The sequence below is a fragment of the Actinoallomurus oryzae genome, from assembly GCF_039541955.1.
GTDB classification, from domain to species: domain Bacteria; phylum Actinomycetota; class Actinomycetes; order Streptosporangiales; family Streptosporangiaceae; genus Actinoallomurus; species Actinoallomurus oryzae.
Genome location: NZ_BAABHF010000026.1, coordinates 108,704 through 130,767 on the forward strand (window position 1 = coordinate 108,704; position 22,064 = coordinate 130,767).

Sequence of the window (22,064 nt, forward strand, 5' to 3'; positions counted from 1 at the left end):
AGGGGGTGTGCTCACCCGCGGTCGCGTGGCGGGGAGGAGGAAGGCCGGATGCGAGCCTGTGGAGTGACCGAGGCCGGCGGGAGGGTCCGGACGCTGGAGCTGCCGGACCCGGTCCCGCCCGGCGCCGGCCAGGTCGTGGTGGCCGTCGAGGCCGCCGGAGTCGGCGCCTGGGACCGGCTGCTGCACACCGGTGGATGGGATGTGGGCCTGATCCCGCCCGCCGCGCTGGGCGTCGAGGGGACCGGGCGGGTGATCGCCGCCGGTGAGGGCGTCGAGGAGCCGGCCGGCGGCGACGCCGTGCTGGTGCACGAGGCGCCGCTGCCCGGCGGCAGCGGCTTCTGGGCCGAGCGTGTCCTGCTCACCGCGGAGGTGCTCACCCGGCGCCCGGACGATCTCGATCCGGAGACCGCCGCCGGGCTGCCCGTCGCCGGCCTCACCGCGCGGCAGGCGATCGACCTGCTCGCGCTCGAGCCGGGGCAGCGGCTCCTGATCACCGGTGGGGGCGGCGTCACCGGATCACTCGCGCTCCAGCTCGCCGTGGCCGCCGGCCTCTCGGTGTCCACGACGGCGTCGGAGTCGAGCGCCCGGCGGCTGTACGAGCTCGGCGCGGCGGAGGTGGCCGACTACCACGACCGCGGCTGGACCACACGGCTGGAGGGCGGCTTCGACGCCGCACTCGTCGCCGCCGAGGGCACCGCCGTCGAGGCGATGGGCCTCGTACGCGACGGCGGCCTGCTCTGCTCGCTGACGTCGGACGCGCCGCCGCCCCGCCGGGACGTGGCGAGCACCAACCTCTACGTCCGGCCGGATCCGGCACAGCTCGCCGCGCTCGCCGACGACGTCGTCGCCGGCCGCCTCCGGCTCACGCCCGAGGCGATGCCGCTCGCCGAGGGCCCGACGGCGCTGAGCCGAGCGGCCGCCGGCCGGGCCGGCGGCCGGAAACTCGTCCTGCTGCCCTGAGGCCGTCCCACCCGCGGAGGCCGTTCGACGCGAGGCGGGAGCCGCACCCCCGCGGTTCTCGCCCCACGCCGTCTTCCGTGCCTACCGGATCACCTTCGTCATGTTTCTAACCCGCGAGGGGGCGACGAACACCTTACGTAGTGGATTGGCCACAATCGGCACAGGGGGCGGCCTGTTCGCCGTCGTCATGGCTGATATGGGATCTCGGCGAACAACGTGGTCCCTTCGCCGGGACGGCTGATGATCTGCAGCCGGCCGCCGAGGGCCTGGACGCGGTCGGAGAGGCCGGTCAGCCCGGACCCGTGGTTCGGATCGGCGCCTCCGGCGCCGTCGTCGCGGACGGACAGCCGTACCACGGTCTCCTCCACGGACAGGTCGACCCTGATCGCCGTCGCGTTCGCGTGCTTGGCCGCGTTGGTCAGCGCCTCGGAGACGACGTAGTAGATGCTCACCTCGACGCGTTCGGGCAGCCGGGCCGTGCCGTTCACGGCGAGTTCCACCGGGACGGACGAGCGGCCGGCGAGCGCGGTCAGCGCGACCTTCAGGCCGCCCTTCGCCAGGATCGCCGGGTGCAGGCCGCGGGAGATCTCCCGCAGCTCCGCGAGCGCCTCCTCCAGCGCCCGCGCCGCACCCGAGAGCCGGTGCCGCGTCTCGTCCAGCTCCGGCGGCAGGCCGACCTCGATGCCCCGCATGTCGAGGGCGATCGTGACCAGGTGCTGCTGGGTGCCGTCGTGCAGATCGCGTTCGATGCGGCGGCGGGTCTCGTCCGCGGCGGCGACGACCCGGGCCCGCGAGGCGATCAGGTCGGCGTGGCTCTGGGCGTTGGCGATGGCGGCGGAGGCCAGCTCGGTGAACTCGTACATCCGCCGTTCGGTGTCGGGCGGCAGCGGCTCCTCCGTCTTCGAGGAGGCGATCGCGATGCCCCACAGGAAGCTGCCGACCATGATCGGACAGCCGACGGACGAGACGATCCCGCGGTCGCGCAGCCGCTTGGACAGCGCCCCGTCGCCGGTGTAGGCGCTCACCCGCGCGGGTGAACGCGTGCGGTGGACCAGCTCGGTGACGGTTCCCGGTTCCAGCACCCAGTGCGAGCCGTGCTCGACGATCCCCCGGTAGTTCCAGCTCCCGGCGGTGACCACCGCCGTGTCGTCCGGGCGGTAACGGACGATCACGGTGTGCTCCACGCCCAGGTTCATGCCCATCTCGCGGGCGACGGCGTCGAAGACCTCCGTCGGCGGGGCGCCGCACGCCACCAGGGTGGCCAGGTGCCGAAGCGAGGTCTGCTCGTCGACGATCCGCTGGAGCTGGTCCCGGCTGACGCGCAGCGCGTCCGCCGTGCGCTCACGCTCGTGCGCGGCCTCCAGCAGCAACTCCAGCGAGGGCACCGCGCGGTCGCGCAGCCGCCGGAGCGTGGACCCGGTGAGGTCGGCGGGGACGATGAGGGTGGCGTGCATTCCGTCGCCGCGGAGCGGGAACGTCGTGTGCCCCTCCCGGGCGCGTACGGATCCGGGCTGGATGGAGGCCGACGGCAGACCCAGCGTGCGAGCCAGTCCCCGGGCCGCCGCGGGCATCGCGGACCGCAGGTCGGGGGCGCGCAGCAGCAGACGGGCCAGAGTGGCGGACAGGTCGGCGTCGACGCGTGCGTCCACCTCGCGCGCCAGCAGCCGCGTCGAGGCACAGACCGAGCAGGACAGCACCGCGACGACCGAGTAGGCCACGAGGTTCGCGAGGAGCATGATCCACGAGCCGTGCGGGTTCGACGTGGACGTGGCGAAGTACAGGCCGAAGGCGACGGCGCTGGCCGCCGCGGCCACCAGCCCCAGCCCCAGCCCCCAGACCGCGGAGATCAGCACCACGCCGAACAGGTAGACCACGTCCAGCGACAGGACCGATGTGACCATGCTGAGCAGGGCGACGAGCACGGTCTCCGCCGGGACTCCCACCACCAGCACGAGAACGCCGAGCGGTACCGATGGGCGCATCCAAGGTTGCGGAAGCGCGAGCGGGCTCCAGCGCATAACACATGGTATCTACCAGGCCAAATACAGGATTTCGGCCGCCGAACCCACGACCCGGATCGACCCTCCGCCAGGGTTGGAACAATCCATGTCGGTATTGTCCAGAATGTGGATGGCCTATTGACGACCGCCTGATTTTGGATCCAAAATTGCGGCCTCGTGCATCCCCCTCACGAGGAGAGGCCGTGACCTATTCGTTCCTCAGCCACCTGGAGTGCTCGCGGACGGGCGAGCGCTACGACGCCGACGTCCTTCAGGGCACCTCCGCCGCCGGAGCGCCGTTGCTCGCCCGGTACGACCTCGACCGCGTACGGGACGCGGTGACCCCGGACGACATCGCGCGCCGCGACCCGACCCTCTGGCGGTACCACGAGGTCCTGCCCGTGCGGGACCCCGAGCGCACGGTCAGCCTCGGTGAGGGGATGACGCCGCTGCTGCCGCTGCCCGCGTACGGCCGCCGCGCCGGGCTCAACCGCCTCCTGATGAAGGACGAGGGCCTGATCCCCACCGGCACCTTCAAGGCGCGCGGCGCGGCCGTCGGGGTCTCCCGCGCCGCCGAGCTGGGCGCCAAGGGCGTCGCGATGCCGACGAACGGCAACGCCGGCGCGGCCTGGGCGCTGTACGCCGCGCGGGCCGGCCTGGGCAGTCTCATCGCGATGCCGGACGACGCACCGCCGATCACCATGGCCGAGTGCCAGGTCGCCGGGGCGGAGCTGTACCGCGTCGACGGCCTCATCGGCGACGCCGGGCGACTCGTCGGCGCCGCGGTGGGGGAGCGGGACGGCTACCAGGAGGTCTCCACGCTCAAGGAGCCCTACCGGCTCGAGGGCAAGAAGACCATGGGCTATGAGATCGCCGAGCAGCTCGGCTGGCGGATGCCCGACGTCATCCTGTACCCGACCGGCGGCGGCGTCGGCATCATCGGCATCCACAAGGCGCTGCTGGAGCTCAAGGAGCTCGGCTGGATCACCGGCGACCTGCCGCGCCTGGTGGCGGTGCAGGCCGCCGGCTGCGCGCCGATCGTGGAGGCGTACGAGAGCGGCGCGGAGGAGAGCACGCCGTTCCCCGGCGCCCGTACGGTCGCCTTCGGCATCACGGTGCCCAAGGCGCTCGGTGACTTCCTCGTCCTGCGGGCGGTCCGCGAGACCGGCGGCACCGCGGTCGCGGTCACCGACGAGGAGCTCCTCGCCGCCCAGGCCGAGCTCGCCGAGCTGGAGGGCGCCTTCATCTGCCCCGAGGGCGCGGCCTGCTTCGCCGCGCTGGGGAGGCTGCGCGACGCCGGGCACCTCGGCGCCGACGACGAGGTGGTCGTGCTCAACACCGGCGCGGGCGTGAAGTACCCCGAGACCGTACGCGTCGACGTGCCGCTGCTGGCCAAGGACGGCCGCATCCCCGCCCGCGGCTGAGGAAATTGGATCCGATCGCCATGCGAGCGAAGCGTCTCCGTGCCCACGCCGCCCTCGCCGTGGCCGGGCTGAGCCTCGCGGCCTGCGGCATCCGTCCCGCGACCGCCGAGCGCGACCCCGGCACCCTCGTCATCGACACCGCGAACTACCCGTCCACCTTGGATCCCGGCAAGCAGTACGACTCCGACACCTACGCGGTCTACCGCAACATCTTCGACCAGCTCCTGCGCCGGAACCCCAGAACGCAGGCGCTCGTGCCGTGGATCGCCACCTCCTGGCGGCAGACCGACGCGACGACCTGGCGGTTCGCGATCCGGCGCGGCGTGCGGTTCAGCGACGGCAGCCCGCTCACCGCGGCGGACGCGGCGTTCAGCGTCAACCGGATCCTGGACAAGAAGTTCGCCAGCCAGCAGTTCGCCAACTTCTCGGTGATCAGCAAGGCCACCACCGACGGCGGTGACCTGGTCATCCACACGGCGCAGCCCGCGCCGACGCTGCTGACCTACCTGACCACGCTGTCCATCGTGCCCGAGCACTACGTCCGGCGGGTCGGCGACGAGAAGTTCGCCGCCAAGCCGATCGGTTCCGGCGCTTACATGCTCGTCTCGGCCACGGCCGGATCCCAGGTCGAGCTGAAGGCCAACCCGCTGTGGTGGCACGGCCGGCCGAGCGTGCGCGGCGCGGTCTTCCGCGCGGTGCCCAACGTGGCGAGCCGCGTCGTCGACCTGCAGTCGCGCAAGGCGGACCTGGCCACCGGCCTCACCCCCGACGCCGCCGACCAGATCAAGCGCGACCCCCGGCTCGCCGTCCTGTCCACGCCGACCGAGCGGATCGCCTACCTGGCCTTCAACACCATCAAGGGCGGTCCCACCAACGACCCGCGCGTGCGGCGGGCCGTCGCCGCCGCGATCGACTACCGCGCCCTCATCGAGAACCTCCAGCGCGGATACGCCAAACCGATCAACTCACTGCTCACCCCGCTCGCGTTCGGCTACGACACGAAGCTGCCGGACGCCCGGTACGACCCCGCCGCCGCCCGGCGGCTGGTCGCCGAGGCCGGCGCGAAGGGCGCGACCGTCGTGATGGCGACCTCCCCGTCGTTCAACCCGCAGATCGTCCAGGCGATCCAGGCCGACCTCGCCGCCGTGGGACTGAAGGTCCAGATCCGCGGCACCGACCAGCCGACGTACCTCAAGAAGGTGCAGGACCCCGGGCACGACTGGGGATCGATCCGGTTCGGCCGCTGGTCGTGCTCGTGCCTGGACGCCGACGGCGTGATCTACCCCCTCTTCCACACCGGCGGCATCTGGAGCTCCTACACCAATCCGTCCTTCGACCGGCTCGTCGAGCAGGCCCGCCGGGTGATCGACCCGAAGCGGCGCGGCGCCCTCTATGACCAGGCGTTCCAGGTGCTGGCCCGCGACCTGCCCGGCCTCGGGCTGTTCCAGGACTACGCGATCTACGGCGCGAACTCCCGGGTCTCCTGGACGCCGGACGCCCAGGAGAGCTTCTTCCTCGACACGATGAAGGTGCGCTGACGATGACGGCCGTGATCCCCCGGCGGCGTCTCGCCGCCCTCCCCGCCACACCCCGCTACATCGCCGGCCGGGCCGGGCAGGCGCTGCTGGCCCTGTTCGGCGTGGTGACGATCGTGTTCTTCGCGCTGCGCCTCTCGGGCGACCCGGCCCGGCTGCTGGTGCCCGAGGGCGCCACGGCCGCCGACATCGCCCGGGTGCGCGACCGGCTCGGCCTGAACGACTCGCTCTGGCACCAGTACACGACCTTCCTCGGCAACGCCGTCCACGGGAACCTCGGCTACTCGTACGTGCAGAACCGCCCGGCCACGGACCTGCTCGCCGAGCGGCTGCCCTACACCGCCAACCTCGCGGTCGCGGCGCTGGTGCTGTCGCTGCTCTTCGGCGTCACGGTCGGCACCGTCACCGCGCTCCGGCGCGGACGGTGGCAGGAGCGGGTGCTGATGCCGATCGTCCTCGCGGGCCAGGCGATGCCGGCGTTCTGGACCGGGCTGCTCCTCGTGCTGGTGTTCTCGGTCGGCCTGCGCTGGCTGCCCTCGACCGGGTACGACGGCCCGCTGTCGCTGCTGCTGCCCAGCGTCACGCTCGCCGCGCTGTCCGCCGCGGCCATCGCCCGCGTGACCCGGGCCGCGATGCTGGAGCAGCTCGCCCAGGACTACGTGCGCACGGCGCGCGCCAAGGGCGCCGGCACCTGGCGCCTGGTCACCCGCCACCTCGCGCGCAACACCGCGATCCCGGTGCTCACCGTGGCCGCGCTGGAGCTGGCCAACCTGCTCGGTGGCGCGGTCGTCACCGAGGTCATCTTCGCCTGGCCGGGGCTCGGCCAGCTCACCGTCCAGTCCGTCGAGGCGCGCGACTTCCCGGTCGTGCAGGCGATCGTCCTGCTCGCCTCGGCCGTGTACGTCGTGGTCAACCTCGCCACCGACCTGCTGTACGGCGTCATCGACCGGCGCGTGGCCGCCGGAGGAGGTTCCGCATGAACGGCCGGTCCCGTCTCACGATCCCGCTGGTCATCGTCGGCCTGTACGTGCTGCTGGCGGTGTTCGCGCCGCTGCTCTCCCCGGACGACCCGAACGCCGTCGCGCTGGCCCGGCGGCTGCTGCCGCCCCAGGCGCACCACCTCATGGGCACCGACGCCCTCGGCCGCGACGTGCTGTCGCGCGTGATGTACGGCACGCGGGTCTCGCTGCTCGTCGCCGCGGCGGCGGTGGTGGTGGCGGGCGTCGCCGGCGTCGCGCTCGGCATGGTCGCGGGCTGGCGGGGCGGCTGGCTCGGCGCGGTCGTCATGCGGATCGTCGACGTCGTCCTGTCGGTGCCGTTCTTCCTGCTCGCCGTCCTGGTCGTCGCCGTTCTCGGCCCCAGCCTGGTCAACGTCGTGGTGTGCCTGGCGATCGTGCGCTGGCCGAGGTACGCCCGGGTGGCCTACTCCACCACCCTGCAGACCCGGGGCCGCGGCTTCGTACGGGCGGCGACGGCGACCGGGGCGTCCGGCGGCTGGATCCTGGCCCGGCACGTGCTGCCCGAGGTGCTGCCGGTGGCGATCGTCGTGGGCACGCTGGAGTTCGGGCTGATGGTGGTGTACGAGGCGTCACTGTCCTTCCTCGGCCTGGGCGTGCAGCCGCCGACGGCCTCCTGGGGGTCGATCCTGTCCGACGGACAGCAGTACATCGCGACGGCCTGGTGGCTCGCCACGTTCCCCGGCCTCGCCCTGTTCGTCCTCGTGCTCGCGGTGAACCTCCTCGGCGACGCCGCGCGCGACCGGCTCGACCCGGCCAAGCGCGCGACGGTGACACGCCGCCGGTTCCTCCGGCGCCCCCGTACGGCGGAGGCACCGGCGTGAGCGAGCGGATCAGCGAGCACGGCGGCGAAGCGAGATCACAGTGTCAGGAGGCTTCATGATCCCCGACTACGGCCGTGAGTTCGCCGGCAAACGGGTGCTCATCACCGGGGCGGCCGGAGTGATCGGCCGGTGGACCGCCGAGGCGTTCCGCGCCCAGGGCGCGGAGCTGCTGCTGTCCGACGCGCGCGCCGAGCCCCTCACCGAGCTCGGCGAGGCCCTCGGCGCGCACACCGCGGTCGCGGACCTGAGCACCGCCGACGGCGTCGCCGCGCTGATCGCGGCCCTGGACGAGCGCTGGCGATCGGCCGACATCCTCATCAACAACGCCGGCGTCTATCCCCGTACGCCCCTGGCGACCACCGACCGCGCCGCGGTCGAGCGGATCCTCGACATCAACGTGATCGCGCCGTACCAGCTCGCCCAGCACGTGATCGGCACCATGACCCGCGAGGGCGTGCGCGGCTGCGTCGTGAACCTCACCTCCGGCGCGGCCAAGCGCCCGACCCGTACCGGCGGCGTCTACGCCGCGAGCAAGGCCGCGCTGGAGATGCTGACCCGCTCGCTCGCCCTGGAGGCGGGCGAGGCGGGGATCCGGGTCGTCGCCGTCGGCCCCGGCTTCGCGCCCGGCAGCGAGGTGAGCGAGCTGCCCACCGATCACGTCGCCAAGATGCGGGCGGGCATCCCGCTCGGCCGTACCTCCGGACCGAACGACGCGCCCGCGGCGATCCTGTGGCTGTGCTCCGGCGCGGCCTCATTCGTCACCGGCACCACCCTCGACGTCGACGGCGGCCGTACCGCCGGCGACTTCGTCCCGGCAGCGAGGCAGAACGGGAGTGCGAATTGAGCTATCCATGGCCGGGCGGCGCGCGGGCCGCCGTGTGCTTCACGCTCGACTTCGACGGCGAGTCGCCGTACCTGTGGCGTAACCGGGACCGGCGTGACGACGCCGTCGGCGAGCTCGAACAGCGCCGGTACGGCCCGCGCCGCGGCATGGCGAACCTGCTGTCGATGATGGACGGCCTGGGCCTGCGGGCGACGGTGTTCGTGCCCGGCTGGATCGCCGCGACCTACCCCGAGCAGGTCGCCGAGGTCCACCGGCGAGGGCACGAGCTGGCCCTGCACGGCTGGTGCCACGAGCCGCCGACGAGCCTGACCGGCGACGACCTGCACGCGACCCTCGACCGGGCGATCCGCGCGCTGGAGGGGATCTCCGGCGAACGCCCGGTCGGCTACCGGTCGCCGAGCTGGGACATGACCGGCGGCGTCTTCCCGGTGCTGCGGGCCCTGGGCATCGGCTACGACAGCTCGCTGATGGGCGACGACCGCCCGTACGAGGTGGACGGCGTCGTGGAGGTCCCGGTCGACTGGGCCACCGACGACGCGCCGTACTACCGCTACGTCGGCGGCGACCCGCGCCCGCCCGCGCCGACCGGCCCGGTGCGCGACGCCTGGGCCGCCGAGATCGCCGCCGCCAAGAGGCACGGCACGCTCTGCATGATCACCGTGCATCCGTGGCTGTCCGGCCGTCCCGCACGCGTCGCGGCCCTGGAGGAACTGCTCGGGCCGGTCGTCGCCGACGCCGAGCTGTGCACCCCGACCGTACGGGACCTGGCCGCGCACCACCGGGCCCAGGAGGGCGGGCGCACGGTCACCCTGGACCGGCTCGATCGGCCCGCCCATGACTGAGCCGGCAACGGAGTTCCTGCGGATCCGCGACCTCAGGGTCGGCTTCGGCCCGGGGCGCGAGGCCGTGCGCGGCGTCGACCTGAGCGCCGAGCGCGGCGAGACCGTCGCGCTCGTGGGGGAGTCCGGCTGCGGCAAGAGCCTCACCGCGCTCGCGCTCCTGGGCCTGCTGCCCCCCGGAGCGAGCGCGACCGGCTCGGCGGTGCTGGACGGCACCGAGCTGGTCGGCCGGGACGAGCGCGCGCTGCGGCGGATCCGCGGCGCCCGCGCCGGCATGGTGTTCCAGGACCCGATGAGCTCGCTCAACCCCACCACGCCGGTCGGCGCGCAGATCGCCGAGGTGCTGGCCATCCACACGCGGATGAGCCGGTCCGCGCGGCGCCGCCGGGCGGTGGAGCTGATGGAGTCGGTGGGCATCCCGGACGCCGCCGCGCGGGCGCGGCAGATGCCGCACCAGCTGTCCGGCGGGATGCGCCAGCGAGTGATGATCTCCATCGCGCTCGCCGGCCGGCCGGACCTGCTGGTCGCCGACGAGCCCACCACCGCGCTGGACGTGACCGTGCAGGCCCAGGTGCTCGCGCTGCTGCGCGAACGCGCCCGCGACACGGTCCTGCTGTTCATCACCCATGACATGGGCGTCGTCGCCGAGATCGCGGACCGGGTCGCGGTGATGTACGCGGGGAAGATCGTCGAGACCGGCCCGGTCCGCGACGTGCTCGACGCTCCGCGCCATCCGTACACCGCGGCGCTCCTGCGGTCCGTGCCCGACCCCGACCGCCCGGTCGCGGGCGAGCTGCCGACCATCCCCGGCCAGGTCCCGGCCGTCGGCGAGCGGATCGAGGGCTGCCCGTTCCGCCCCCGCTGCACGCGGGCGAGCGGCCGCTGCCTGACCCCACCGGACCTGACCCCGGCCGGCTCCGGCGGCGCCGTCGCCTGCTGGCACCCGCACGAGCTCACGGAGGCCGCGCCATGAGAGCGAGCGAACCGACGAGCGCGTCCCCCCGGCCGCTCCGCGGCGGGGGGCGGCCCGCGAACGAGCGAACCGATATGCGCGTCCGCCCGCTCTTCCCGGGGTCCCCGGGCGCGGAGCCTGCGGAGCGTTTTCGTGGGGGGCGAAGGAGGGCTCATGACTGACGACCTGGTGGTGGCCGAGGGGCTGGCCAAGCGCTATCCCGTACGCGGGCGCGGCATGCTCGCCGCGGTCGACGGCGTCGATCTGCGCGTCGAGCGCGGCACCACGCTCGCGCTCGTCGGCGAGTCCGGCTGCGGCAAGTCCACGACGGGCCGGCTGCTGCTCGCGCTCGAACGCCCCGACGCCGGCCGCGTCACCGTGGCCGGCCGGGAGGTGCACGGTCTGGGCCGGCGCGACCTGCGCGCGCTGCGCCGCACCATGCAGCCGGTCTTCCAGGACCCCTACGACGCGCTCAACGCCCGGATGACCGTCGAGCGGATCGTCGCCGAGCCCCTGCGGGTCCACCGCGTCGACGGCGACCTCCCGGCCCGGGTGCGCGAGCTGCTGACCACGGTGAGCCTCGATCCCGCGCTCGCGAGCCGGTACCCGCACGAGCTGTCCGGCGGCCAGCGCCAGCGGGTGGCGATCGCCCGCGCCATCGCGCTCGACCCGGCCTTCGTCGTCTGCGACGAGCCGGTGTCCGCGCTCGACGTGTCGGTGCAGGCCCAGGTGGTCAACCTGCTGCGGCGGTTGCAGGACGAGCGCGGCATCACGTACCTGTTCATCAGCCACGACCTGGCGCTCGTGCGTCACCTCGCGCAGCGGGTCGCGGTGATGTACCTCGGCCGGATCGTCGAGGAGGGGCCGGCCGGCGAGCTGTTCACCGATCCGCGGCACCCGTACACGCGGCTGCTGCTCGCCGCCGCCCCGCGCCCGCGCGTACGCGACCGGGACACGACACCGGTCACGGTCGCGGGGGACACGCCGAGCGCCCTGGGCCGCGGCCGCGGCTGCGCGTTCGCACCGCGCTGTCCGCTCGCGACCGCCCTGTGCCGCGCCGAGGACCCGCCGCTGCGCGCGCTGCCCGGCACGGAACGTAAGGCGGCCTGCCACTACGCCGAGTCGTCGCGGGCCGGTGCGGCATGAGCCTGCCGGACGGTCTCACGATCACCCGGGACGCGTACGGGATCCCCTCGGTCGACGCGGAGTCCGAGCCGCTCGCCTGGTTCGGGCTGGGCTGGGCGGCCGCTGAGGACCGCCTGTGGCAGCTCGAGTACGACCGCCGGCGGGCACGCGGACGGTGGGCCGAGGTGGTGGGGGCGGCGGCGCTGCCGGCCGACCGGCTGGCCCGGCGGCTCCGGCTGACCGACGCGGCCGAGCGGGACCTGGCCGCGATGGACCCGGTCACCGCCGCGACGTTCGAGCGGTACGCCGACGGGGTCAACGCGTACGTCCGCGCGTCCGGGCTGCCGCCGGAGTACGCGATCGCCGGGATCGGGTGGGAAGAGTGGACACCCCGCGACTCGGTGCTGGCGTTCAAGATCCGGCACGTGCTGATGGGCGTCTGGCAGTACAAGGTCGCCCGCGCCGTGCTGCGCGCGCGTGCGGGACGCCGCTCGGCCGACGCCTTCGACCCCCGGCCGCTGCCCGGCATGCGGGTGACGGTGCCGCCGCTGGGCCGCGTCCCGCGCGAGGACCCGCGGGCGGCACTGGCCGAGCAGGCGCGCGCGGACGTCGAGAGCGCCGCCGCGTACCTCGGCTTCCTGGCGGAGGCCGAGGGCGGATCCAACGCGTGGGCGATCGGCGCCGGGCGCACGAGGACGGGCCGGCCGCTGCTGGTCAACGACTCCCACCGCGCCCTCGACACGCCGAACGCCTACTGGCAGGCGCACCTGCGCTGCCCGGAGTTCACCGTGTCGGGCGCCACCTTCCCCGGCCTCCCCGGATTCCCGCACTTCGGGCACAACGGCCGGGTCGGCTGGGCGATCACGAACGCCGCGGGCGACGCGCAGGACCTCTACGTCGAGCAGTTCCGCCGCGGCGGCACGGAAGTGCGCACGGCGACCGGCTGGGAGCCCGCGCCGGTGCGCGAGGAGCGGATCGCCGTACGGGGCGGCGAGGAGCACGTCGAGCGGTGCCACATGACGCCGAACGGCCCGGTCGTGCACGGCGACCCCGCCAGCGGTGCCGCGCTCTCGCTGCGCTGGACCGCGACGGACCGGCCGTGCGCGCAGTTCGGCGTGCTCCGGCGGATGCTGCTGGCCGGCGACGTACGCACCCTGCTGGACGGGCAGGAGGGCTGGGTCGACCCGCTGAACAACCTGGTCGCCGCCGACACCGGCGGGCACATCGGCTACCTGCTGCGCGGCGAACTGCCCGCACGGGACACCCTGGTACCCACCCAGGTCCCGGTGCCCGGCTGGGAGCCGGGCTACGGCTGGCGCGGACGCGTGCCGTTCACCGAGATGCCCCGGATGGAGGACCCGCCCGAGGGCATCATCGTCACCGCGAACAACACCGTGACCGCCGCCGAACGGCCGTTCGTGTCACATTCGATGAACGACTGCTACCGCTCGGAGCGGATCCACGAACTCGCCGCCGCGTCGGCGTCCCCCGGGGCAGGGGTTGTCCACAGCAGTCCCGAGACCTTCTCCACCAGCCATCAGCACTGGACAATGGAAGTGGGATGGAGCCCCCTGGGCGGGAGGGGCATCGGTCCGGGGCAGGGCGCCGGTCCGGGGCAGGGCGCCGGTCCGGGGCAGGGCGCCGGTCCGGGGCAGGGCGCCGGTCCGGGGCAGGGCGCCGGTCCAGGGCAGGGCGCCGGTCCAGGGCAGGGCGCCGGTCCAGGGCAGGGCGCCGGTCCAGGGCAGGGCGCCGGTCCAGGGCAGGGCGCCGGTTACGGGCGGCTCACGGCCGGCGACATGGTGGCCTGGCAGGGGGACACGGTCTCGGTCGCGGCGCGGCGGTGGGGACAGTTGCTCGCCGGGCGCGGGCCGTACGCCGGGGCGGCCGAACGGGCTCGCGCGCTTCTCGCGGCCGGTGGTGGCGACCTCGCCGCCACGAGTACCGTCGGCCTGGTGCATGCCTGTTTCCGTCGCGCGCTGGCGCGGCGCCTGCTGGATCGTGAGCTCGGCGCGGGCACGCGGTCGTGGTTGATGGAGTCCGGTCTGCCCGGGGTTCCGGTGCTGCTGCGGCGCTGGTTCGCCGCGCTCACCTGGCCGCGCCCGGACGACGGCGCGTGGCCGGCCGCCTCGCTCGGCGACGATCTGCTCACCGAGGCGCTCGACGCGGCCTGGCGGCAGGCGTGCGGGGACGCGGAGTCCCCGCCGCCCTGGGGCGAGGTTCACCGTACGGCCGCGCGGCACACTCTGCGCGCGGTCGCCGGCCCCGGCCTCGACCCGCCGCCCGTCGGCATCGGCGGTGACAACGAGACCATCCAGAACGGCGCGTACGGCTGGAAGGAGGGCACGCCGTTCGACATCACGAACCTGTCGGTGTACCGGCAGGTGCTGGACCTCGCCGACCTGGACGGGTCCGGATGGGTGATCCCGGGCGGAGCCTCCGGCCGGCCCGGCGGCCGGCACTACGCCGACCAGCTGGAGCCCTGGACGCGGCACCGTCTCGTGCCGATGCGCCCGGCCTGGGGGACCGGTGACTGAAGCGCCCCCGGAGCTGAACAGCCTGGTGCGTTCGGCGTACGAGGCCGTGCGCCAGGCCGTGCTCGAACGCCGGCTGCTGCCCGGCGAGCGCGTCACCGTACGCCCGTTCGCCGAGCGGCTCGGCATCTCGCCGACCCCGGTCAAGGCGGCGCTCGCCGTCCTCGAACGCGAGGGGTTCCTCGTCGCGCGCAAGCACTCGGGCTACTTCGTCGCCGAGATGACCGCCGCGGACATGCGCGACATCTACGAGCTGCGGTCGGCGATCGACGCCCTCGCGGCCCGCCACATCGCGCGCACCCGGCCCGCCGGCCTGCTCGACCGGCTCGGCGAGCTGATCGAGGGCCAGCGGACCGCGTTGACGGCCGGCGACGTGGAGACGTACGCCGAACTGGACCGGGAGTTCCACGCGCTCATCTGGCGCGGCTCGGCCAACCGGCGCCTGACCGCCATCGCCGACCTGCTGACCGCCCAGCTGCGGCTCGGACACAACCTCACCACCGCCGTCCCCGGCCGTCCATCGGCGAGCCTGGACGAGCACGTGGAGATCGTGGACGCGCTCCTGTCCGGCGACACCGCCGCCGCCGAACAGGCGGCCCGCCGGCACGTCGCCCAGGTCATCCGCGCCCTGGAGAAGGTGCTGCCCGAGCGGAGCACGCTGCCCCAGGACGCGTCCCGAAGTCCCCGACCGTAGCGAGCGGCGCACAGGAGGACAGCGGAACCCGCAGACGCGTCCCGGGGCACCGTCTCACCAGGCGAACGCCTCCGGAGAGGGGCCGGGGCCGGGGAAGATCTCGTCCACACCGTCGAGGAACTCCTGCGGCAGCTCCAGCGCCACCGCCCGCAGCGCCGAGTCGAGCTGCTCGCGCGTGCGGGGGCCGACGATCGGCCCGGTCACGCCGGGCCGGGTGAGCAGCCATGCGAGCGTGGCCTCACCGGGCGGTACCTCGTGCTTGTCGCACAGGTCCTCGTACGCCTGGATCCGCGCCCGCTGGTCGGGGTCGGCCAGCGTCGCCGCCGCGCGCCCGGACGTCGAGCGCCGGCCCTCCTGCTCCTTGCGCAGGACACCGCCGAGCAGGCCGCCGTGCAGCGGTGACCAGGGGATCACTCCGAGGCCGTACGCCTCCGCGGCCGGGATGACCTCCATCTCGGCCCGCCGTTCGGCCGGGTTGTACAGGCACTGCTCGCTGACGAGCCCGAGCGAGCCGCGCCGCGCCGCCGTCTCGTTCGCCCGGGCGATGCTCCAGCCGGGGAAGTTGGAGGAGCCGACGTAGAGGACCTTGCCCTGCTGGACCAGGACGTCCATCGCCTGCCAGATCTCGTCCCAGGGCGTGTTCCGGTCGATGTGGTGGAACTGGTAGAGGTCGATGCGGTCGGTGCCGAGCCGCCTGAGGGACGCGTCGACGGCCCGCCGGATGTTGACCGCGGACAGCCGGTCGTGGTTCGGCCAGGCCTCGCCGTCCCCGGCCATGTTCCCGTAGACCTTCGTGGCCAGGACCGTCTTGTCACGCCGGCCTCCGCCCTGGGCGAACCAGGTGCCGACGATCTCCTCGGTGCGCCCCTTGTTCTCGCCCCAGCCGTAGACGTTCGCGGTGTCGAAGAAGTTGATGCCCGCGTCGAGCGCCGCGTCCATGATCGCGTGGGCGTCGGGCTCGTCGGTCAGCGGTCCGAAGTTCATCGTGCCGAGTACCAACCGGCTCACCTTGAGCCCGGTCCGTCCGAGTTGCGTGTAGTCCATGACCCTCCAGCCAATCAGGTCGCGCGGCCGTCGGCACACCCGGAGTCCGTGCCGGGCCGGTACCTGCGGGGGAGGGGACCGGCGCTCACGGGGGAGGCCGCCGGTACGGCACGGGCCGAAGGATTGCGGACGGCGCCGGATGACGGCGCCGACGCCCATCTGATGAGGGAAAACCCGTGAACCGTTCGCTCAGCTCCCGTACGGCCCTGGTCTCCATCGGCGCTCTGGCCGCGCTCACCGTGACCGGTGCGACCGCCTCGGCCGGCACGCCGACGGCCGGGGCGCCGAAAGAGCCCGGCCTGGTCGGCAGCGCGAAGATCCACTACGCGTACGCACCCGATGACGACATCCGGTTCGACTTCGACGCCCACGGCTTCTACACCCTCGCGCGCGGCACGTTCCACTTCCGTCACAGCGGCATCGGTGCCGACGGCAGGCCCGTGACCGGGGAGGCGTGGGGAGAGGTGGACTGCCTCGCCACCGGGGGCGATACCGCGACCATGACCGGCACGATCACCCGGACCGTTCCGCCCGGCATCATGGCGGGCGCGGTCGGGTTCAGCGTGGCCGGCCATGGGCGCCACCAGCGTCTGGGTTTCTCCTGGGGGGTGCTCGACTCGCCCGCCGAGCTGCCCGGCTGCTATGCGATCGCCCCGTTCACCACCGTCACGGCCGGCCACTTCGCGGTCACCGACGCCCCTCTGCCGGCCGTCCCGGTGTGGCTCTCCACCGCGCACAATGCTGAAGCCGACTGAAAAATTGTAATGCGCTTAAAGTTTGGGGTCGGCTATATTCCGGCTCATGTCCGAGGGGCTGCGGGAGCGCAAGAAGCGCGAGACACGGCGGCGCATCTCCGCGGTGGCCACCGGTCTGTTCGTGGAGCGCGGTTTCGAGAGCGTCACGATCGCCGAGGTCGCCGCGGCGGCGGACGTGTCCGTCAACACCGTCTACAACTACTTCCGCGCGAAAGAGGATCTCGTCCTGCCTCCGGACGAGGCCTCCCCGCAGCGGCTCGCCGACATCGTGCGGCAGCGCCCGCCCGGCGAGTCCGCCGCGCGGGCGGTGCTGGCGCGGCTTCGCGAAGAGGTGCGCCGTCGTGACCGCATGCTGGGGCTGACCGAGGGGTTCGGCCGTGTCTTCGAGATGATGCGGGTCGCTCCCACGCTGCTCGCCCGGCTGGACGAGCTGGGCCGGCAGATGACCGAGGCCCTCGCCGCCGTGCTCGCCGAGGAGGCCGGGGCGGCGCCGGACGACCCGCTTCCGCGCGTCGTGGCCGCCCAGATCGGCTGGTTCCACGCGCTGGTCTTCGCCGAGATCGGCGAGCGCGTGACGGCCGGTCAGGGCCCCGACGAGATCGCCACGGCGGTGCTCGACCTCCTCGACACCGTCGAGACACTGCTCGGCGAACGCCTGCTCGCCTACGCCGTACGAGAGGACCGACCGTGTTCAGAGTGACGATTCGCGGCACGTTCGGCGAGCTCGGCGCCGCCGACCGCGCCGCCGTTCTCACCGGGGACGACGCCTTCGGAGCCGCCTTCACCGAGGCGGGCACCTTCACCAGCGACCGCGGTTTCTCGGCGTTCACCTTCCGCTGCCAGGTGCCGGCGAGTCCGGAGGACGGTGAGAAGGAGGCCACCGAGCGGGCCGTCGCGGCGCTGGAGGCGCACGGATATCCCTGCCGGATCCTCCGGGTGGCGGTGACGGACATGCGCGACATCAAGATCCGCCGGAAGGGCCGGCGGCGGTGATCGCACCCGGGGCGGCCGGTACGAAGAGGAGAGGGGCCGAGCGTTACCCGGCCGACGACCAGGCGGACACGGCGCGGGGCGCCGCGTCAGGGGAGCGGTAGCTCCCGCTGGAAGACGATGCGGTCGACGGCGGGGCCGTCGTAGTCGGCGACCGGGCCGGTGACGGTGAAGCCCATCGCGGTGTGGAAGGCGATGGACCGCTGGTTCCGCGGCGAGGTGATCGCCTTGACCTTCGTACGGCCCTCGGCCGCGGCGAGATCGAAGAACCACTGGTAGAGGCCGCGGGCCAGCCCGCCGCGACGGGCGCGCGGCGCGACGCCGACGAAATGGATGTAGGCCGAGTCGGGCATCGAGGGTGAGAGCAGCCCGATGAGGAATCCCGCCAGCCCGTCGCCGTCTTCGGCCACCAGGCTGGTGCGGTGGAAGTGGTCCAGGAACAGCCGGGGCAGGCTCGAGCTGATCGGCCGGCCCCACCAGTCATCCACCACACCGACGATGCGGTCGTAGTCGTCGCGCTTCGCGGATCGCAGACGCGGGGTCTCGCTCATGGCCATGCATCGTTCCAGGCCCGCTCGGCGGCAGTCCACCGGCCCCGTCAGGGACTCGTACGGCACCGGAGCGCGGCCGTGCCCGAGCCGGCCCGGCGGATCCGCGAGGTGCTCCTGGTGGGTAGGTCCACGGTCGGGGGACATCCGATGAGTGAGCTACCACACCTGGTCAGGCCGATGATGGCCGTGCTGCGGCACGGCATGCCCGACGATGACGACGCCTACGGATGGGAGCTGAAGTGGGACGGCGTGCGCGCCGTCGCGTACGTGGCCGGCGACCGGGTCACGCTCATGTCGCGGAACGACAAGGACATGTCCGGCTCCTACCCCGAGCTCGCCGCGCTCGGCGGCATGGTCACCGAGCCGGTCGTCCTCGACGGGGAGATCATCACGTTGCGGGACGGGCGGCCGGACTTCGGGCTGCTGCAGTCGCGGATGCACGTCCGGCGCCCGCCGGCCCGGCTGGTCGCCGCCGCGCCGGTGCTGTACTACGTGTTCGACCTGCTCCACCGAGACGACCGCTCGCTGCTGGGCGAGCCGTACACGGCCCGCCGCGAGGCCCTGGAGGCGCTCGGCCTGGACGATGACCCGGTTCACACGCCGCCCTGGTGGCGCGGCGGCGGCGACGCGGTGCTCACGGCGAGCGTCGAGCAGGGGCTCGAGGGCGTCGTGGGAAAACCGCTGACCTCCCGCTACCTGCCTGGCCGTCGCGGCCCGTGGATCAAGGTGAAGAACGTGCGCCACCAGGAGGTCATCGTGGCCGGCTGGACCCCGGGCGAGGGCCGCCGGGCGGACATGATCGGCTCTCTCGTCCTCGGCGTGTACGACGAGCACGGCCTGCGCTACGTCGGCAACGTCGGCACTGGCTTCACCGAGGTCTCACTGCGCGACCTCGCCGGGCGGCTGGACCCGCTCCGGCGCGAGACGAACCCGTTCGACACGACCGTGCCGGGCGTCGTCGCCCGCGCGGCCCACTGGACCGAGCCGGAACTCGTCGGCGAGGTCGCCTTCACCGAGTGGACCGGCGACGGTCACCTGAGGCATCCGAGCTGGCGCGGCCTCCGCGTCGACAAACGGCCGGAGCAGGTCCGGCGCGAGGAGGCACGCTGAGCCGGGGCGGAGCGGTCAGGCCCGGTGGACGACCGTGCCCGCCGCGGTCAGGCGGGCGGTCTCCTCCTCCGGGGCCGAAGCGTCGGTGACGACCGCGTGCAGGGCGGAGACCGGGGCGACGTGGGCGAGGGCCGTACGGGTCAGCTTGGCGGCCTCGGTGACGGCGACGACGCGGCGGGACGAGGCGATCGCGGCGCGCTTGACGGCGGCGTCGTCGAGGTCGTAGGCGGTCAGTCCGTTGGTCGCGTTCAGGCCGCAGCAGCCGATGATCGCCGTGTCGAAGCGCAGCGCGGCCAGTGAGGCCTGGGTCAGCGGGCCGGCCAGCGCGAGTTCGCCCGGCCGGGGGTGCCCGCCGGGCACCAGCAACGTCACCTCCGGGGCACCGGCCAGCGCGTTGACCGCGTGCAGCGACAGCGGCATCACGGTCACGCGCCGCCGTTCGAGGGCCCGTGCCACCTCCAGGCAGGTGGTGCCGCTGTCCAGGACGACGGACTCGCCGTCGGCGATGAGCGCGGCGGTCTGGGCGGCGATGCGCCGCTTGGCCTCCAGCCCGTCCTGGGACCGCAGCGCGAAGGGCGGCCCCTCGCCGCGCAGGACCAGGCTTCTCGCCCCTCCCCGGTACCGTTGGAGCACGCCCTGCGCGGCGAGGACCTCCAGGTCGCGGCGGATGGTCATCTCCGAGGCGCCGGTGAGCCGCGCCAGCTCCGCGACGCCGAGACTGCCCGCCTCGCATACGGCCTCGGTGATCTGTCTCAGACGGTCCGTCCCGGTCATGGCGCCTATTGAACACAATCTCCGCGTGAAAAACAGCCTTTCGAACAAAAAAGATGTTCGTTATGTTCGCAGCATGGAGAGATCGCTGCGGGCCGGCCGGCTGGCCACGTTCGCCTACTTCGCCCTGAACGGCTTCCTGATGGGCATGTGGGTCGTCCACATCCCCAGCATCGAGCGCCGGGTGGGCATCGACCACGCCGTGCTCGGCTGGCTCCTGCTGGTGCTCGGCGCGGGAGCCTTCGCCGGGATGCAGGTCGCCGGCCCGCTCACCGACCGTTTCGGCGCCCGTACCGTCGTGCCGCTCAGCGCCTGCTTCTGCGCCGCGTCCGTGGTCCTGCCGGGCCTGGCCGCAGGCGCCGGGACGCTCGCCGTGGCGCTGGTCGTGTACGGCTTCGGCAACGGCGCCCTGGACGTCTCCATGAACGCCCACGCCGTCCAGGTCGAGCGCGGCTACCCGCGGCCCGTCATGTCCGCCTTCCACGCCACCTACTCGATCGGCGGCGTCTTCGCCTCGCTCGTCGGCGCCCGCACGCTGAGCTGGGGCTGGAGCCCCGCGACGTCGCTCGGCGCGGTCGCCGCCCTCGGCCTGGCCGCCACCGCGCTCGCGGCGCCGGCGCTGCTGCGGGCCGAGCCCCGGGCGCCGGAGGCGGCCACGCCCGTACGGACGCGGCGCCGGACGCCGCGGCACATCTGGACGCTGGCCGCGCTCGCCCTGATGATCATGCTGTGCGAGGGCGTCGCGAACGACTGGAGCGTGCTTCACCTGCGCAACGTGCTGGACGCGCCCGCCTCCACCGCCGCGTTCGCATACGGCGCCTTCTCCGCCGCCATGACCGCGGGCCGCCTGGTCGCCGACCGGGTGACCGCACGCGTCGGCCCGGCGGCCGTGCTCCGGCGCGGGGCGTCCGCCGCCGCGCTCGGCCTGACCGCCGCCGCACTCTCGCCCTGGGTCCCGCTGGCCCTGGCGGGCTGGGCGGTGTTCGGCGCCGGACTGTCCGGCTGCGTGCCCCAGCTGTTCAGCGCCGCCGGGCACGCCGATCGGGACGCCGCCGCCACCAACGTCTCCCGCGTCGCCGGGATCGGCTACCTCGGCATGCTCGCCGGTCCCGCGGTCATCGGCCCGCTGACCCGGCTCATGCCGCTCAACGTCGCGTTCTTCCTGCCCGTGGCGTTCTGCGTCACCGCCGCCGTCACGGCCGGCGTCCTGCGCCCCCGGCAGGAGGCCGCTCCGCACCGGGAGGCCGAGACGGTGAACCCGTGACCGGCCGGCGGCGCGTCCGGAACACCGATCGGCGCGCGTCGGCCGGCCGGCGGCTGACACTCGGTTGACGGTGATCTGACACGTCGTCGCGCTACTGTGGGGCGGAGCACGTTCGAGGCGCGTGACCAGCGCCGACTCAGCCGAGCGCGGAGGATCTGGGATGATGTTCCTCGAGCTGTTCGTCCCACGCGGGACGTACAGCGACGAACAGCTACGCCGGCTCGCCGAGAGCCTCACCATGAAGCGGTTGCTGACCCATGTGGACGCCATCCGCGATGTGATCGGCGCCGCCGAGGGCTCCAGCGCCAACCCCGGGGTCCTCGACCTCCTCGAATCGATCAACCACGTCGTCGTGCACGAGATCGGCACTTGGATCGCCGGCGGGCGTGCGCTGACCCCGGCCGAGCCGCCCCGCCACGTGGCACGCGTGTACGTACCCGGCCCCTGGCGCAAGCCCATGAGCCCGTTCCTCATCGCCGCCATCACCCGGGCGCTCGCCCAGGCCGACCCCGAGCCTGAGCGTTGCCACCGCGAGCCGAGCGTCGAAGTCCATGTCATCGGCGTGCCGGAGGGTGGATACGGAGTGTTCGGCCGGGTCGTCGGCCAGACGGAGCTCATGGAGATGATCAGCGACGCCAAGACCGACGTCCCGGTCCCGGACGATCCCAACGCGCTGGTCGACCCGGTGTGCGGCATGGTCGCCAGCGACATGGTGGCGATCCTGGAACACGAGGGCACGACCTACGGATTCTGCAGCCCGGGCTGCCGCCGCCACTTCATCGGCAGGCTGGCCGGAGAGCCGGCCCGGTGACGCGGGTCAGGCCGGTCACTCGTG

Annotated in this window: 21 protein-coding genes; 17 read left to right on the top strand and 4 right to left on the bottom strand. The window is 73.6% G+C overall.

Annotated elements, in window-relative coordinates:
* Positions 1-48 precede the first annotated feature (48 nt).
* Positions 49-960: a zinc-binding dehydrogenase gene (locus ABEA10_RS25990; RefSeq protein ID WP_345468443.1), complete on the top strand. Its 912-nt coding sequence runs from the start codon at positions 49-51 to the stop codon at positions 958-960.
* A gap of 185 nt (positions 961-1,145) precedes the next feature.
* Here the strand turns inward: ABEA10_RS25990 and ABEA10_RS25995 are convergent, their stop codons facing one another.
* The gene (locus ABEA10_RS25995; protein WP_345468445.1) at positions 1,146-2,942 is read right to left on the bottom strand and encodes a GAF domain-containing sensor histidine kinase; all 1,797 of its coding nucleotides are present in this window, start codon (positions 2,940-2,942) and stop codon (positions 1,146-1,148) included.
* Positions 2,943-3,163: 221 nt separating this feature from the next.
* Here ABEA10_RS25995 and ABEA10_RS26000 point away from each other — a divergent pair, with 221 nt between their 5' ends.
* The 10 genes from ABEA10_RS26000 (at position 3,164) to ABEA10_RS26045 (ending at position 14,744) form a co-directional block, all read left to right on the top strand.
* Complete coding sequence (locus ABEA10_RS26000) at positions 3,164-4,384, top strand: threonine synthase (RefSeq protein WP_345468447.1); 1,221 nt, start codon at positions 3,164-3,166, stop codon at positions 4,382-4,384.
* 20 nt (positions 4,385-4,404) lie between these two features.
* Positions 4,405-5,922, top strand: a complete 1,518-nt coding sequence (locus ABEA10_RS26005; protein WP_345468449.1) for an ABC transporter substrate-binding protein — start codon at positions 4,405-4,407, stop codon at positions 5,920-5,922.
* 2 nt (positions 5,923-5,924) lie between these two features.
* The gene (locus ABEA10_RS26010) at positions 5,925-6,899 is read left to right on the top strand and encodes an ABC transporter permease (RefSeq protein ID WP_345468451.1); all 975 of its coding nucleotides are present in this window, start codon (positions 5,925-5,927) and stop codon (positions 6,897-6,899) included.
* Positions 6,896-7,759, top strand: a complete 864-nt coding sequence (locus tag ABEA10_RS26015) for an ABC transporter permease (RefSeq protein WP_345468454.1) — start codon at positions 6,896-6,898, stop codon at positions 7,757-7,759. Before ABEA10_RS26010 ends, ABEA10_RS26015 begins: the two co-directional genes overlap by 4 nt.
* A 55-nt stretch (positions 7,760-7,814) precedes the next feature.
* Positions 7,815-8,603, top strand: coding sequence for an SDR family NAD(P)-dependent oxidoreductase (locus ABEA10_RS26020; RefSeq protein WP_345468457.1), 789 nt, complete (start codon positions 7,815-7,817; stop codon positions 8,601-8,603).
* Positions 8,600-9,445, top strand: coding sequence for a polysaccharide deacetylase family protein (locus ABEA10_RS26025; RefSeq protein ID WP_345468459.1), 846 nt, complete (start codon positions 8,600-8,602; stop codon positions 9,443-9,445). Before ABEA10_RS26020 ends, ABEA10_RS26025 begins: the two co-directional genes overlap by 4 nt.
* The gene (locus ABEA10_RS26030) at positions 9,438-10,415 is read left to right on the top strand and encodes an ABC transporter ATP-binding protein (protein WP_345468462.1); all 978 of its coding nucleotides are present in this window, start codon (positions 9,438-9,440) and stop codon (positions 10,413-10,415) included. Before ABEA10_RS26025 ends, ABEA10_RS26030 begins: the two co-directional genes overlap by 8 nt.
* A gap of 153 nt (positions 10,416-10,568) precedes the next feature.
* Positions 10,569-11,540 carry an ABC transporter ATP-binding protein gene (locus tag ABEA10_RS26035; protein WP_345468464.1) on the top strand — a complete coding sequence of 324 codons (972 nt, stop codon included), beginning with the start codon at positions 10,569-10,571 and terminating at the stop codon, positions 11,538-11,540.
* Entirely contained in the window at positions 11,537-14,053 is a 2,517-nt protein-coding gene (locus ABEA10_RS26040; protein WP_345468467.1) for a penicillin acylase family protein, read from the top strand. Before ABEA10_RS26035 ends, ABEA10_RS26040 begins: the two co-directional genes overlap by 4 nt.
* Entirely contained in the window at positions 14,046-14,744 is a 699-nt protein-coding gene (locus tag ABEA10_RS26045; protein ID WP_345468470.1) for a GntR family transcriptional regulator, read from the top strand. Before ABEA10_RS26040 ends, ABEA10_RS26045 begins: the two co-directional genes overlap by 8 nt.
* A gap of 54 nt (positions 14,745-14,798) precedes the next feature.
* On the opposite strand, the gene ABEA10_RS26050 is transcribed toward ABEA10_RS26045, so the two are convergent.
* A complete protein-coding gene (locus ABEA10_RS26050) occupies positions 14,799-15,788 on the bottom strand; it encodes an aldo/keto reductase (RefSeq protein WP_345468472.1) in 990 nt (329 codons plus the stop codon).
* A 176-nt stretch (positions 15,789-15,964) separates the two neighbouring features.
* Here ABEA10_RS26050 and ABEA10_RS26055 point away from each other — a divergent pair, with 176 nt between their 5' ends.
* From ABEA10_RS26055 to ABEA10_RS26065, 3 genes are read left to right on the top strand one after another with little or no spacing between them, the layout of a single operon-like run.
* Positions 15,965-16,543: a hypothetical protein gene (locus tag ABEA10_RS26055; protein WP_345468475.1), complete on the top strand. Its 579-nt coding sequence runs from the start codon at positions 15,965-15,967 to the stop codon at positions 16,541-16,543.
* Positions 16,544-16,589: 46 nt separating this feature from the next.
* Positions 16,590-17,243 carry a TetR/AcrR family transcriptional regulator gene (locus tag ABEA10_RS26060; RefSeq protein ID WP_345468478.1) on the top strand — a complete coding sequence of 218 codons (654 nt, stop codon included), beginning with the start codon at positions 16,590-16,592 and terminating at the stop codon, positions 17,241-17,243.
* Complete coding sequence (locus ABEA10_RS26065) at positions 17,231-17,536, top strand: DUF6204 family protein (protein ID WP_345468480.1); 306 nt, start codon at positions 17,231-17,233, stop codon at positions 17,534-17,536. The genes ABEA10_RS26060 and ABEA10_RS26065 overlap by 13 nt, the downstream gene beginning before the upstream one ends.
* A gap of 86 nt (positions 17,537-17,622) precedes the next feature.
* On the opposite strand, the gene ABEA10_RS26070 is transcribed toward ABEA10_RS26065, so the two are convergent.
* Positions 17,623-18,084 carry a GNAT family N-acetyltransferase gene (locus tag ABEA10_RS26070; protein ID WP_345468482.1) on the bottom strand — a complete coding sequence of 154 codons (462 nt, stop codon included), beginning with the start codon at positions 18,082-18,084 and terminating at the stop codon, positions 17,623-17,625.
* A gap of 147 nt (positions 18,085-18,231) precedes the next feature.
* Here ABEA10_RS26070 and ligD point away from each other — a divergent pair, with 147 nt between their 5' ends.
* Positions 18,232-19,194: a non-homologous end-joining DNA ligase gene (ligD, locus tag ABEA10_RS26075; protein WP_345468484.1), complete on the top strand. Its 963-nt coding sequence runs from the start codon at positions 18,232-18,234 to the stop codon at positions 19,192-19,194.
* Positions 19,195-19,209: 15 nt separating this feature from the next.
* Here ligD and ABEA10_RS26080 read toward each other — a convergent pair whose 3' ends face one another.
* Positions 19,210-19,968, bottom strand: a complete 759-nt coding sequence (locus ABEA10_RS26080; RefSeq protein WP_345468487.1) for a DeoR/GlpR family DNA-binding transcription regulator — start codon at positions 19,966-19,968, stop codon at positions 19,210-19,212.
* Between the two features lie 73 nt (positions 19,969-20,041).
* Between ABEA10_RS26080 and ABEA10_RS26085 the strand changes: the two genes are divergently transcribed.
* Positions 20,042-21,229: an MFS transporter gene (locus tag ABEA10_RS26085; protein WP_345468489.1), complete on the top strand. Its 1,188-nt coding sequence runs from the start codon at positions 20,042-20,044 to the stop codon at positions 21,227-21,229.
* A gap of 160 nt (positions 21,230-21,389) precedes the next feature.
* On the top strand, positions 21,390-22,040 hold the full coding sequence (locus tag ABEA10_RS26090) for a YHS domain protein (protein WP_345468492.1): 651 nt from the start codon (positions 21,390-21,392) through the stop codon (positions 22,038-22,040).
* Positions 22,041-22,064 lie beyond the last annotated feature (24 nt).

Excerpts from the sequence above, each read along its gene's own strand:
- ABEA10_RS26050 (WP_345468472.1), bottom strand. The coding sequence starts at position 15,788 with ATGGACTACACGCAACTCGGACGGACCGGGCTCAAGGTGAGCCGGTTG.
- ABEA10_RS26080 (WP_345468487.1), bottom strand. The coding sequence starts at position 19,968 with ATGACCGGGACGGACCGTCTGAGACAGATCACCGAGGCCGTATGCGAG.
- ABEA10_RS26090 (WP_345468492.1), top strand. The coding sequence starts at position 21,390 with ATGATGTTCCTCGAGCTGTTCGTCCCACGCGGGACGTACAGCGACGAA.
- ligD (WP_345468484.1), top strand. The coding sequence starts at position 18,232 with ATGAGTGAGCTACCACACCTGGTCAGGCCGATGATGGCCGTGCTGCGG.
- ABEA10_RS26060 (WP_345468478.1), top strand. The coding sequence starts at position 16,590 with ATGTCCGAGGGGCTGCGGGAGCGCAAGAAGCGCGAGACACGGCGGCGC.
- ABEA10_RS26085 (WP_345468489.1), top strand. The coding sequence starts at position 20,042 with ATGGAGAGATCGCTGCGGGCCGGCCGGCTGGCCACGTTCGCCTACTTC.
- ABEA10_RS26015 (WP_345468454.1), top strand. The coding sequence starts at position 6,896 with ATGAACGGCCGGTCCCGTCTCACGATCCCGCTGGTCATCGTCGGCCTG.
- ABEA10_RS26070 (WP_345468482.1), bottom strand. The coding sequence starts at position 18,084 with ATGAGCGAGACCCCGCGTCTGCGATCCGCGAAGCGCGACGACTACGAC.
- ABEA10_RS26040 (WP_345468467.1), top strand. The coding sequence starts at position 11,537 with ATGAGCCTGCCGGACGGTCTCACGATCACCCGGGACGCGTACGGGATC.
- ABEA10_RS26010 (WP_345468451.1), top strand. The coding sequence starts at position 5,925 with ATGACGGCCGTGATCCCCCGGCGGCGTCTCGCCGCCCTCCCCGCCACA.
- ABEA10_RS26030 (WP_345468462.1), top strand. The coding sequence starts at position 9,438 with ATGACTGAGCCGGCAACGGAGTTCCTGCGGATCCGCGACCTCAGGGTC.
- ABEA10_RS26035 (WP_345468464.1), top strand. The coding sequence starts at position 10,569 with ATGACTGACGACCTGGTGGTGGCCGAGGGGCTGGCCAAGCGCTATCCC.
- ABEA10_RS25995 (WP_345468445.1), bottom strand. The coding sequence starts at position 2,942 with ATGCGCCCATCGGTACCGCTCGGCGTTCTCGTGCTGGTGGTGGGAGTC.
- ABEA10_RS25990 (WP_345468443.1), top strand. The coding sequence starts at position 49 with ATGCGAGCCTGTGGAGTGACCGAGGCCGGCGGGAGGGTCCGGACGCTG.
- ABEA10_RS26005 (WP_345468449.1), top strand. The coding sequence starts at position 4,405 with ATGCGAGCGAAGCGTCTCCGTGCCCACGCCGCCCTCGCCGTGGCCGGG.
- ABEA10_RS26020 (WP_345468457.1), top strand. The coding sequence starts at position 7,815 with ATGATCCCCGACTACGGCCGTGAGTTCGCCGGCAAACGGGTGCTCATC.